This window comes from Vibrio astriarenae (genome assembly GCF_010587385.1).
Taxonomy (GTDB): Bacteria; Pseudomonadota; Gammaproteobacteria; order Enterobacterales; family Vibrionaceae; genus Vibrio; species Vibrio astriarenae.
Map to the genome: position 1 here is coordinate 1,203,851 of NZ_CP047475.1, position 12,555 is coordinate 1,216,405.

At 43.8% G+C, this 12,555-nt stretch carries 10 protein-coding genes; 5 read left to right on the forward strand and 5 right to left on the reverse strand.

Annotation, left to right across the window (positions count from 1 at the left end; genetic code table 11):
* Positions 1-85: 85 nt before the first annotated feature.
* The gene (locus tag GT360_RS05755) at positions 86-862 is read right to left on the reverse strand and encodes a RelA/SpoT domain-containing protein (RefSeq protein WP_164647955.1); all 777 of its coding nucleotides are present in this window, start codon (positions 860-862) and stop codon (positions 86-88) included.
* A gap of 410 nt (positions 863-1,272) precedes the next feature.
* The gene (locus GT360_RS05760; RefSeq protein WP_164647956.1) at positions 1,273-1,815 is read right to left on the reverse strand and encodes a DUF1415 domain-containing protein; all 543 of its coding nucleotides are present in this window, start codon (positions 1,813-1,815) and stop codon (positions 1,273-1,275) included.
* A gap of 351 nt (positions 1,816-2,166) precedes the next feature.
* On the opposite strand from GT360_RS05760, the gene GT360_RS05765 reads away from it, so the two are divergent.
* Positions 2,167-4,212 carry an ATP-binding response regulator gene (locus tag GT360_RS05765; protein ID WP_164647957.1) on the forward strand — a complete coding sequence of 682 codons (2,046 nt, stop codon included), beginning with the start codon at positions 2,167-2,169 and terminating at the stop codon, positions 4,210-4,212.
* A gap of 3 nt (positions 4,213-4,215) precedes the next feature.
* On the opposite strand, the gene GT360_RS05770 is transcribed toward GT360_RS05765, so the two are convergent.
* Positions 4,216-4,446, reverse strand: coding sequence for a glutaredoxin family protein (locus GT360_RS05770; RefSeq protein WP_164647958.1), 231 nt, complete (start codon positions 4,444-4,446; stop codon positions 4,216-4,218).
* Between the two features lie 108 nt (positions 4,447-4,554).
* Between GT360_RS05770 and GT360_RS05775 the strand changes: the two genes are divergently transcribed.
* A complete protein-coding gene (locus tag GT360_RS05775; RefSeq protein WP_164647959.1) occupies positions 4,555-5,058 on the forward strand; it encodes a M48 metallopeptidase family protein in 504 nt (167 codons plus the stop codon).
* The gene (gene rlmF, locus GT360_RS05780) at positions 5,055-6,014 is read left to right on the forward strand and encodes a 23S rRNA (adenine(1618)-N(6))-methyltransferase RlmF (protein WP_164647960.1); all 960 of its coding nucleotides are present in this window, start codon (positions 5,055-5,057) and stop codon (positions 6,012-6,014) included. Before GT360_RS05775 ends, rlmF begins: the two co-directional genes overlap by 4 nt.
* Before the next feature lie 59 nt (positions 6,015-6,073).
* On the opposite strand, the gene GT360_RS05785 is transcribed toward rlmF, so the two are convergent.
* Positions 6,074-7,294 (reverse strand): ammonium transporter, encoded by a 1,221-nt coding sequence (locus GT360_RS05785; RefSeq protein WP_164647961.1) that lies wholly within the window; start codon positions 7,292-7,294, stop codon positions 6,074-6,076.
* Between the two features lie 599 nt (positions 7,295-7,893).
* Between GT360_RS05785 and GT360_RS05790 the strand changes: the two genes are divergently transcribed.
* Positions 7,894-10,047 (forward strand): bifunctional 2',3'-cyclic-nucleotide 2'-phosphodiesterase/3'-nucleotidase, encoded by a 2,154-nt coding sequence (locus GT360_RS05790; RefSeq protein WP_164647962.1) that lies wholly within the window; start codon positions 7,894-7,896, stop codon positions 10,045-10,047.
* A 96-nt stretch (positions 10,048-10,143) separates the two neighbouring features.
* Here the strand turns inward: GT360_RS05790 and pilW are convergent, their stop codons facing one another.
* On the reverse strand, positions 10,144-10,878 hold the full coding sequence (gene pilW, locus GT360_RS05795) for a type IV pilus biogenesis/stability protein PilW (RefSeq protein ID WP_239502594.1): 735 nt from the start codon (positions 10,876-10,878) through the stop codon (positions 10,144-10,146).
* A 222-nt stretch (positions 10,879-11,100) separates the two neighbouring features.
* Here pilW and GT360_RS05800 point away from each other — a divergent pair, with 222 nt between their 5' ends.
* Positions 11,101-12,471 (forward strand): methyl-accepting chemotaxis protein, encoded by a 1,371-nt coding sequence (locus tag GT360_RS05800; protein WP_164647963.1) that lies wholly within the window; start codon positions 11,101-11,103, stop codon positions 12,469-12,471.
* Positions 12,472-12,555 lie beyond the last annotated feature (84 nt).

Here is a 12,555-nt window from a genome sequence, read left to right on the forward strand (position 1 = left end):
TGAACTGACCATTCCCCCCGTCAGTAAAGCCAATAAACAAAAAGAGCTCACCTTGGTGAGCTCTTTTCTTTTGTCAGACATTTGCTCATGCGGCAGCGAGGTGCGTTGTAACATATGGCTGCCAAGCGGCTTGATACAGATCCTTAGACTGGTATCTAAGGCGCTTCATTTGACGGCTCTCAAGCTCAGTAAGCTCTCGGTTTTCACTTGCTACTAAACGTTCAATTTTCTGTACCTGTTCATAAATGTCATGTTCAGGCCCGTTTTTAACATCAGCAATGGCGCTAAGGTGCAGTTGAACTTCAGCGATGATATCTGTCTTAGGTAGTTGAACTAACACGTTCAAATCGCGGTAACCGGAAGCCGTTGGTTTCTTAAAGCGATTTTTTACTTTTACCACTGTCGCCTCACGTTCTAGGGCTTCATAGACATCCATCAAGCTCTCGATATCATGAGCGACGATGGTCGCACGCGCTAGGTCCGTGATACGTTCTACTTTACCGTCTAATTCGTGAGCAATTTTCTCTTGAGCGCGGTGTTGAGATTTGACACCTGCGAAATAAGCTTCTGATGAAGTCAGTAGAGCGGTACTTTTACAAAGCGTTTCTAGTTCTAGCTGCGCTTGGTGAGCCTTGCTATAGAGAACATCAAAGTCGGAGTAAGGTTGTAGTGGGGTTACATCATGATTTGGGATGCCATAAAGGCCACTCAAGCTATGTTTAAACTTTTTAGAGCACACTTCGCCTTGGCTGTTGCTCGGTTTGGAATTGTCATTGCTTGGAGTAGTGGGCAACGCGGCAAAGGCCGGTGCGCGAGTCAGCATTAATAGCGTTAGTGCTGCTGCGCGAAAGAATAAGCTCATTGGCTCTCCTATTTTGTGACGACTCAAAAACGGTAAAGTAAAAAGAGAGAGTTCGACTAAAATAGCTGCCTTAACTGTTATATGGGGGCGAGATGCCTAATCCCAACTAACTCAACTTGATATTGTTCGACTTTGTGCGATGAGTCACGTTGAGTCGTGCTAAGTGCCTGTTTGTTCTATATGGTTTTAGAGCATCAGTGAATCAATTAGTTCACAACGAGTTGTAACAAAGTATGTGCTAGAAGTGTTCACTTATCGAACGCTCTATCACTAAGGTTGTAACATTGTGCTCTGGGTAGTGGATCGGTGTCTAGGTGATTTACTTAAACTTACGCAGGAGCACGTACTTCGCCGAGTTTGCAACTCTGATAGCATGTTACACACTCCTCAAATGGGGTTGTGGAAGGTATTTAAGAAAACAGATATGGGAAGATAGCGGCTTTTTGCTCAGGCGTCAGTGACTCTATTCGTGCAATATTATTGTCGGGAATAGATTCAGGAGCAGGGTAGTGCTTTAACACTTTCTCCATACTCGCTTCTCTAATGAGATGGAACACTGGGAGTGGAGCGCGGTTTGTAAGGTTCTCATCATCATCAGGATGCGCTCCAGCAAAGCAGTAGTCTGGATGAAAAGTCGCGACTTGATAAACACCATCCCAACCTTGTTGGGTAATCAAGTTTTCAATCCACTCTATGAAGAAGTTGTAATCGAAGAAGTCAGAGAGCATGCTTGGTACGACGACCAGTGTTGTTTCAAGTTCTGTCGCGTTGGTTTGGTCAAGTTCTTGTAGTTGGTCATAGATGTCAGTGAGCAACACCTCTTCGGTGTCTGCTTGTGAAACGAAGACTTTTATTTGGTCAAGTTTGCGCGGTTTGGCCGCAAAAGGGCACAGATTTAAACCGATGACGGCTTTATCCAACCAGTCCCAGACTTGCTGTTCGATATGAGTCATTTTATTCCTTGTTGAGGCTGTTTGAGAGCATCTTAATTTCGGCTCTTCTTATTAGAAGCTTCACAATATTAATACAACGTATAACCTTTCGATAGCTTTTAAGACAAAGATATCCAGAGTGTGCTGATGGGCCTAAACAACGTTCACAGAGTTTTGTGTGAGACGTTGCACGTAAAGGTCGTGATATTAAATAATTGAATTATATGAATATTTTATTTATTTTTCTCGTTTTTCGTCACGAACAATAAATTATATTGATGATTTTGTTGTTTCAATTGAGAAACAGTATGTTTGCTGATATAAGGAATCGTTTTTTTACGAGTCTGAATAGGTTGGGGTCTTAGGATTGTTATGGATGCACTACGCAAGGTATATCACTATGCGCAACCCAACCTGACCTTGATCAGCTGGCTGGGGATGGCCGGCTTCCCACTATATTATGTTGTTTGGGAGTACCTGTTCCCGCAGCAATACGAAAACCTTGCCTTACGTTTATTGTGTTCTGGGCTATTCGCTCTGGTTCTTCTACGTGAAAAACTGCCTTCACAATTACAACGCTATAACCCGGTTATCTATCAAATTGCCATCACCACAGGGCTGCCGTTCTTCTTTTTCTATATGTTGTTGATGAACGATTGGGCCTATGTTTGGGTGATGTCCTATATGTCGGCTACGTTCCTACACATATTATTGGTCCACATGACGCGAGTTGTCTTTGCACAAGCCATCGTAGCGATAAGTTGTGCCTTCTTCTTTGCATGGATAGCCAAGGGCCATCCCACTGAAATTCTCATTGAATGGCCCAATGTACCTATTTTTTTGTTTGTCTATGTTTTTGGTAATTTTTGCTACTCGAGAAACCAAGATGAACATGAGAGTAGAGCGTCGCTTGCTAAGACATTTGGCGCAGGTATTGCCCATGAAATGCGCAACCCTTTGAGCTGCCTCTGCACTTCAATCGATGTTATTCAATCGACGCTTCCGCAGGCTGAGAAGAGAGGGCAAAAAGGCTACTATCTGAGTGAAGAAGATGTCTCGATGATGAAAGAAGTCAGTGCAGAGGCGATGAAAATCATTCAATCGGGAAATGAAACCATTGACCTTCTCCTCACTTCAATCGATGAAAGTCGAGTGTCTCGTTCGACCTTTAAACGGTATTCCGCGCAGTCAGTAGTGAGTGATGCGATTGAGAGTTTTAGTTATAAGGGTGAGGTCGACAAGCGAATCATCTCTTTAGACGTGCATGAAAACTTTCCATTCATTGGCAGTGATACGCTTTTAAAGTATGTGATGTATAACCTGTTTAAAAACGCCTTTCATCATCGAAAAGCAGAGCCATTGAAAATAGATGTATCGCTATTTTGTGATGAGCAAGGGCATCATATCGAAGTGAAAGACAACGGTAATGGTATTTCGCGAGAGACACTTAAGCACATCTATGAAGATTTTTACACGACGGGTAAAAAGGGGAGTTACGGTCTGGGGCTACCTTTCTGTCGTCGGGTAATGCGTTCATTTGGTGGTGAAATACAGTGTCATTCGGCACTAGGGGAGGGGACAACTTTTACCTTAAGCTTCCCGCCGCGTTATTCAGAAAAAGGGCGTAAAATCGTACATGAGATCACTTCAATTAAGTCGACCTTGACGATATCAGATCGCGCTAAAATCTCGGCAAGAACTTGGTTACACGCTGCCAAGTTTGGCTTTAAACCACAAATCATATCGATTAAAGAGACAGTACAACGACAAGAGCATGAGTTTGAGTATGATTTAATCGCTATCGATCTGGCTAGTAAAGACCTAACAAAAGACAAGCTAGCAAGTCTTCAAAGCCGGCTCAGTTTCACTGAGGCTAGGGTTATTTACATATATGACACAGAGGCAAATCAGCATCTTGATCAGCTGATTTCAAACCGTATATGCTTAAGCCTATTCGAGTCGGAATATAATGCATATGACCGATTCGAGGCGTTATTGCTAGATCCTGATTTCTCAACTCAGCCTCCGGTGGAAGTAAAAGGTCAGTCTCCAGAGAAGCGCAAGGTATTGCTTGTGGATGACAATCTCTCTTTGAGAAAACTGACTAAGATTTTGCTGGAAAAGTTGGGCTTTGAAGTGATTGAAAGGGATAATGGGCAACAAGCTTTGGAAGCTCTTGACAAACAGATGATTGATGTCGTTTTGATGGATATTGAAATGCCGATAATGGGTGGTATTGAGGCAACACAGAGGATCCGTCAATCGAATCAACCCTATTCGCAGGTTCCTATCATCGCCCATACAGGCGATAGCTCACGAGGTACATTAGAGAAAATAGAGCTATCAGGCATGACTGACTATATAGTGAAACCAGCAGATGTGAACCGGCTGGTTGAAAAGCTAAATGTCGCGAGTTAGCCGCTATTTACCGTTGTAAATTTTATTGAAGTTGCCCACATTCCAACCAATCATTATACGGTCGCCAATTTTAAGCACAGGCACTGACCGTGCGCCAATCGCATCAAGCTCTTTTCGCCCTCGCTGCATTTTTGCGTTGGTCAAACGATACTTGATTCCTTGAGAATCAAGATAGCGCTGAGCATCTTTGCAGTGCGGACATTTGTCTTTTACGTATAAAACGACTCTTTTCATAGTGAACTCGAGATAGAGAAAAGGGGCGGCAAGTGTAAACTCATTTAAAGCTGAAAACTACCGTTAGATAAGATAAACTCCCGCCACGATTCACTCTCTATCATTAGTATGAGCAAACTCATTCGCTATATTCAGGGCTATCCTGAGCATCTAGTTTCCCAAGTCCAAACACTCATTGATGGCGGAAAGTTCGTGTCGAGCTTTGAAAGACGCTACCCTAAATCACATAACATTCAGAGTGAGAAGGCGCTATTTCAGTATGTTAATGAGATTAAACAGCGCTACATGAAAAAGTCAGCGCCATTGAGTAAAGCGGTGTATGACCCGAAAATTCATTTGGTCAATAATGCACTGGGGCTTCACACTTATGTGGCAAAAGTGCATGGTAATCGAGTGGTATCAAAGAATGAGATTCGTATCGCCAGCATATTCAAACATGCGCCGGAGCCGTTATTGAGAATGTTGGTGGTTCATGAGCTTGCACATTTTAAAGAGAAAGAGCACAACAAAGCCTTCTATCAACTGTGTTGCCATATGGAACCGGATTATCATCAACTGGAATTTGATGCGCGCCTATTTCTAATCTGTGAAGAGTTAAAGAGAACCCAATGAGTCAACCGATGAAATTTACGAAAATAGCGACGAAATCGGGTTTGCATCCTCGTAATCAGCACAAGGGTAACTACGATCTCCAAGCATTGACGGCAGTGGTGCCTGAATTGAAACAGTGGTTAGTCAAAACGCCGAAAGGCACTGACTCAATAGATTTTTCATCTCCTCAGGCGGTGAAGCTTCTTAACAAGGCTTTGCTGGCACATCACTATGGTGTATTGCAGTGGGATATTCCCGAAGGGTATCTATGTCCGCCAATTCCAGGACGTGCCGATTATATCCATAGGGTTGCTGAGTTGCTGCAGCTGGAAAATATAGGTAGTGACTCAACAGTGAAAGTACTGGATATCGGTACTGGCGCAAATATTGTTTACCCAATGATAGGTGTAACCGAATATCAATGGCAGTTTACGGCTTCTGATATCGACCCGGTCTCGATTGAATGTGCGTCGACTATTGCGAATAGTAACTCTGTTTTGAGCGGTAACATCGAACCACGTTTGCAAGCAAACCCTAAGTTCATGTTCAAAAACATCATCAGAGAAAATGAATATTACCATGTCACAGTCTGTAATCCTCCTTTTCATAAGTCTCTAGAAGAGGCGAGTAAAGGCACGCAGCGCAAGCTAGATAACTTGTCTGCGAACCAGCAAAAACGTGGGGCGAAGACACACGCAAATAAGCAAACATCGAAATCATCACCTGCGCTGAATTTTGGTGGCCAGAAAGCGGAGCTGTGGTGTCCCGGTGGCGAAGCTGCATTCTTAAAGAACATGGCCCATGAAAGCCAGTTTTATGCAGAGCAGGTGGCTTGGTTTACCAGTCTTGTCTCAAAGAAAGAGAATGTACGTTGGATGCGCAAGTGCTTGGAAAAAGCGGGGGCGAAGGAGGCACGAGTGATTGAGATGTCACAAGGGCAGAAAAAGAGCCGCTTTGTGGCTTGGACGTTTAACTAGTGCTCTTTGACTGACAAATGCCAGAGTGAGGACTCTGGCATTTAACAATATCGGTTATATTAGTCTTCATTGACGGAAGAGATTCGGTGAATAGCCAGGTCAGCGCCTTTGAACTCATCCTCTTCAGATAAACGTAACCCTGTGAGTCTATTCAATACTCCGTAGACGATACCTGCACCCACTAAAGCGACGAGGATACCTGCAATTGTACCGATCGCTTGTGATGCGAAGCTAACACCGCCAAGCCCGCCTAGCGCTTGTTGGCCAAAGATGCCGGCAGCGAGCCCACCCCAAGCACCGCACAAACCGTGTAGTGGCCATACCCCTAAAACGTCATCAATCTTGGTTTTGTTCTGCAAATAAGTAAATACCCAAACAAATAATGCGCCGGCGATACTACCGGTGATAAGTGCACCGATGGGGTGCATCAAATCGGAGCCAGCACACACAGCGACAAGTCCTGCTAGCGGTCCGTTGTGAATGAAACCGGGGTCGTTTTTCCCAACGATCAAAGAAGCCAAAATTCCGCCAACCATTGCCATCAACGAGTTCATAGCTACCAAGCCGCTAATACCATCGAGTGATTGGGCTGACATGACGTTAAAACCAAACCAGCCGACACTTAGAATCCAAGCACCAAGTGCTAGAAAAGGAATATTTGATGGCGCAAAGTTAGTGTGTTTACCTGCACGAACGCGACCTTTACGCATGCCTAGGAAGATGACCGCAACCAGTGCAATCCAGCCTCCTACACCATGAACTACCACCGATCCTGCAAAATCATGGAACCCTGCATCAAATGTATTTTCTAGCCAGCTTTGGAAACCAAAGTTACCGTTCCAAATAAGCCCTTCAAAGAATGGATATACTAAGCCAACGGTGAAAAACGTTGCGAGTAGAATGGGATAAAAACGTGCACGCTCAGCGATACCACCAGAGACGATTGCAGGAATTGCGGCCGCAAATGTAAGAAGGAAAAAGAATTTTACCAGCTCATAGCCATTACCTTGCGATAGGGTTTCGGCATCAGCAAAGAATGTTCCGCCATAGGCAACCCAATAGCCGATAAAGAAATATGCGATGGCGGAAACGCCAAAATCAGCAAGAATTTTTACCAGTGCATTGACTTGGTTTTTGTGACGGACGGTTCCGACCTCAAGAAAAGCAAACCCTGCGTGCATGAGAAATACCATTATGGCACCCAATAGTAAGAAAAGCGTATCTGAACTTTGAGTGAGGACCTGCACGGCTCCGTGTACCTGTTCTACAGACGAGGACATGTTTTATTTACTCCTTTAAATGACATTAAAGACAGTATTGAAATGCGTGCACCCTTTTTGGGCTCCATTTCGATACAGTCACACCAAAATGGTGAGTTCCTTTTTAAAATCGGTAACTAAGCAAGCAATATGCCATAAAGGGAAATGCTCATAATCCACACAAAATGTAGGTTAATTGGGGGTGAGCCCCCTTTTTGAATGCACAGACTGGGTGCGAAGGCACCAAATTGGGTCCGCATTTTGGTGCGTCAATTGAGACAACAATTAGAAAGTGGTGGGGTGTGTTTCTCGTTCAATAGATACAGTAGTGAAAACACACAACCATGGCATTTCCGCTAACGCCGATGTGGTCGACAGAAATCGCAGCAACAGATAGCCAAACGAAAGCGTGACTTATATCACACTTACTTGAGTATGTGACAATCATCTTAGTTGTATATGTTGATGGAATGTAATGCTTTACATGTGTAAATGGTTGTTTTATCGCCGTTATTTGTCCTAATTTGCCAGTAATCACAAAAAAACTGCAATCAATGTGAAATATACTGCGATTAACATTCTTTTCCGATTTAAAACACTAATTATAAACGGAAAAGCAAATGAAAATTAGCTCAAAGAAGGCATTGCTAGCGTCAAGTGTTGTGCTAGCTATAGCTGGATGTAATAGCAGTAGTGAGAATAATACCGATACTGCAGTTAACGCTACCATTGACCTACGACTCATGGAGACGACAGATCTTCATGGTGTAATGATGCCGTACAATTATTTTGATAATAAGTTTGATGAAGGAATCAGTCTGGCTCGCGCAGCCGTTGTTATTCGACAGGCACGTGAAGAAGTAAAAAATAGTATGTTGTTTGATAACGGTGACCTGATTCAAGGTAGCCCGATGGCAGACTATGTAGCGAGCTTTGGTGTTGAATATTTCCCGCAAAAAGGTCTCCATCCAGTTTACAAAGCAATGAACCTTCTTGACTACGATGCGGCGAATGTGGGTAATCATGAGTTTAACTATGGTATCCAGTTTATGGAGAAGTCACTAGAAGGTGCTGATTTCCCATATGTTGTTGCAAACGTTTGGGATTACGATCCACAAATCGCTGGCTTAGATGGTTTTGATACATACGAAGACAGCTGTTCACCACGCTTGGAGCATAAAGTATTTTTCGACTTTGCCACGCCTGCTTTCGATAATGTGGAGCCCTACATTATTCTAGAGCGCGATTTTGTTTCTCGAGATGGAGACACTTATACAATTAATGTCGGTGTGATTGGCTTCACTCCACCAAATATTATGAGCTGGGATAAGTCATACTTGGAGTGTGAAGTGCTTGTCTCTGACATTAAGACAACCGCTGAATACTATGTGCCGAAAATGAAGGAAGATGGTGCAGACATCATTATTGCGGTACCGCACAGTGGACTAGAGCTTAGTGACTTAGAGCGACCATTCCAAGACAATGCAACGTGGGAGTTGGCTCAAATTGATGGTATTGACGCTATCATGTTTGGTCACGATCATAATGATTTCCCATCGGACGCTCCAACCTACGCGAATATGGAAGGCGTTAATGCTCCGAAAGGAACCATTTTTGGTAAGCCTGCGGTAATGCCAGGTTCTATGGGTAACAAGATTGGTGTTATCGATTTAGTCGTTCAAACTAATGATAGTGGTGAAAGTTGGGTGGTTAACTACCCGCAAAGTACTGCTTCATTGCGCGAGTTAACGGATAACCCTCAAGAAGTTGCACAAGATGTTGTCGATGCTGTTGCACAGGATCATGAAGGTACTGTGGAGTTTATGGGTGAGCCAATTGTTGCGATTAACCAGGAAATTAATAGCTTCTTCTCTCCAATTGCACCCGACCTATCCATTCAGATTGTAAACGAAGCTCAGTACAACTGGGGCTTAAAGCAGGTTGAAAGTGGTGCTATTTCTTTAGAAGATGGTGAGTTACTTGTCTCGGTATCAGCCCCTTTCAAAGGCGGTCGTAACTTCGCGACAGATTACACTAATATCACAGGCGAGTATTTGACCAACGCGAGTGTGGCGGACTTGTACGTATTTGACAACAATACGCCTGCAATTCTTAAACTGACTGTCGCTGATATCAAAGAGTGGCTTGAGACGATTGCTTCACAGCAATACAGAACAGTAGCAGAACCAGGTGATGAACTGCTTACCCTTTTTGATAGCTACAACTTCGATGTATTCTACGGTGGTTGGGATGCTGATGGTGAGCAAATTGAAATGAGCTACACTATTGATGTTTCAGAGTTGCCACGTTATCAAGTCGATTCTGATGGTGTATTAGAAAGAGATGAAAGTGGTGACCTGATCCAACGCGATTACCGCCGCATTTCAAATCTAACACATGGCGGAGAGTTAATGGATGATGAGCAAGTTGTTTATGTCGTAACGAACAACTATCGCGCATCAAACAACTGGATACCAGGTGTTGATAATGCTGAGTTGGTACTGGAAGACGCTGCATTTTCCAACCGTGAACTTGTTGATCAGTATCTTAAAGAGCTTGCTGAGCAGCATGAAGATGACATCCCATTAGTAGAGTTTGATAACGCGAATAACTTTGACCTTAAGGGCCCACAGGGCTTGATGGTTAAGTTTGTATCAAGCCCTGATGGAAAGAGCTTCGCTGACACTATTGATAATTTAGAATGGACTTCAGAAACCGCTAACCGCGGTGACAAAGAAGGTTACTCAGTATATCACTATACTTTCACCGACTAATCGTCGTCACGGTTGTCGATAATCTTTAATCAATCCCTGGCATTTGCTGGGGATTGATTGTTTCTTGGCCAAGTTAACTGCGATTGAATAGCCATGCTATGAATTAACAATCAGTTGATTGAGCAAATTCTCATACTTGTTTTTTAATGATGTGTTTCCTGCTTTTTCCTCTAGTTCAATGAGCAATTTTAGAGAAGCAATCTGAACACCAAAGTGTTGATGAAAGCCAATCAGCCTCAGTCTTGCTTTGCTAAGATCATCATTTTGAATCTCCAGTTTACTGAGCTGCAGAATAGAGCGGGCGCGATATGGATCATGATCTAATGTTCGTTGAAAATAGTACGAGGCCTTGTTCTTCTTGCCAGCTTTTAGAGCGCACAACGCCGCATTTTCATAACTTGCGGAAACTAAATAATAGTAGGGTTGTTTGATAGCGCGATTGAAGTAGTCATTAGCCTGGTCAAACTCTCCTTGTTTACATAAAAACGTACCATAGTTGTTCAGTACGTTGCCGTTTTTAGGATGGTGGCGTAAAGATGTGCGATAGAGCTTATCGGCTCTATCGGTCTCCCCAACGGTATCAAAATAGTGAGCCATAGAGATTTGAGCTCGATAGTAGTCGGGGGAGTGTTTCAGGGCCTTTTCGAGGTTTTCTCTGGCTTTAGGCATATTACCTTGCTGTAGATAGCCTAACCCGAGCTCGATGCGAGATTCAGACATTTCAATAGGATCAGATTTTACTTCGGCTTTTGGGTTATCACTGACGGTAATACACCCCAAAAGTGGCAAAAGACCCGTCATGATCGCGATTACTTTTTTGATACTAACCATACATACTCACCTTAACTTTGAAACCTATGTTAATTGATGATTAATCGATGATTAGCAGAAAGAATCAACTTTGCGATCGGCTTGGTAAACTTGCACTTAGTGTGATCTGTATCAAGTAATTCGCCCTGTATCTCATTCGGTTTATATAGATAATACCGCGCTTATTTTCGTCTTACATTCTGCTAATCAATAACAATACGCCGAACCACAGAGATACAAACCATGAGAGAAATAGCTTTTCGTTGGATAGACCGATATTTGATCAATGTAACGCTGAAAGAGAACTTTATGTTTCTCTTTTTCGCACCAGTGCTTGCTATGGTAATAGTCAGTGCTACTTTGATCGATGCAGCGCAAGACCAGCAAGAAACGCTAGTGACTCAACACCTAGAGGTCATGAATCGCCTAGTTTCAGAGTCGGGTCTGTCTGATCATCAAGTAGCGAGAGTATTAGTGGGTAGTGGTGTCGAGCAAAACAGTCAATCACAACTCGTACCGTCCAGTGCGCCGAGTTTTGTTACCGCACTCAATTGGACTCATATCAGTATCATGGTGATCTCATGCTTGTTCATTGCAATCTGCCTTTATTACATCATGACGTTTATCGGTGGCGCGCTCTACAATATCTATGAGGCTGTCTCAAAACTTGCCGATGGTGACCTCTCTTTTCGCATCGGCCATGCGCCAGCGCGTAATGATTTCAACTTAATTGCGCGTACCGTTGACCGTGTATCTGAGCGTGAGCAAAAGTTGGTCATCGCGACTCAAGAGGCCATCACACTAATTCAAGAGATAAGCTCTGAGCTGAAGCTGCGTGGAATAGAGAATCAAAGCTTGAGTGCCGACCAGCAGCAGCGTATCGATTCACTGGCAAGTGCAACCGAAGAGATGGCGGGTTCGATTCATCAGGTAGCGAGTCATGCAAAAGAGACCTCCCATGAAACGACGGTTGCCACTCAAGCAACCGAGCAAGGACAGAAGAATGTTGAGCAGACACGTCAGTCGATTAACCAGCTAGGTGGTGAGATCAATGTCGCGGCCGAGGCGGTTGCTGAACTTGATCATAATGCCGCAGAAATTGATGATGTAGTGACGACAATCAACGCCATCTCTGAGCAAACGAACCTTCTGGCACTCAATGCCGCGATTGAAGCTGCGCGAGCGGGTGAAAAGGGACGTGGCTTTGCCGTGGTTGCCGATGAAGTTCGTACATTGGCTGGTCGTACCCAGATGGCTACGGTCGAGATAAAGAAAATGATCGAAGCACTTCAGTCAAATAGCCAAGGTTTGATGAAGGTGATGAGTAATACGGTTGAAAATGCCGAGGCATGTGAACAGTCTATGCGTTCAGTGAGTAGCGACATCGATAGTATCTCAAATCAGAACCAACACATTGCTGATCGTAGTTTAGAAATTGCCGCAGCGTCTGAGCAACAGGGTATTGTTGCATCAAGCCTTGCGATGGATGTGGAGAAGGTTCGAGAGCAGTCGCTGGCATTTTCTGACATGGTGATTCGCTCAACTCAAGAGATCGAGCAGTTGCACAGACAGGCAGATGTACTAGATGAGCTAATGAAGGACCTTAAAGTATAGAGGCTCTAGCTCAGCCCTACAGAGAGTGTAAAGCAGTGACCATGTCGCTGCTTTTTCTATTTAGTGATCGGTTTGAATATTCAA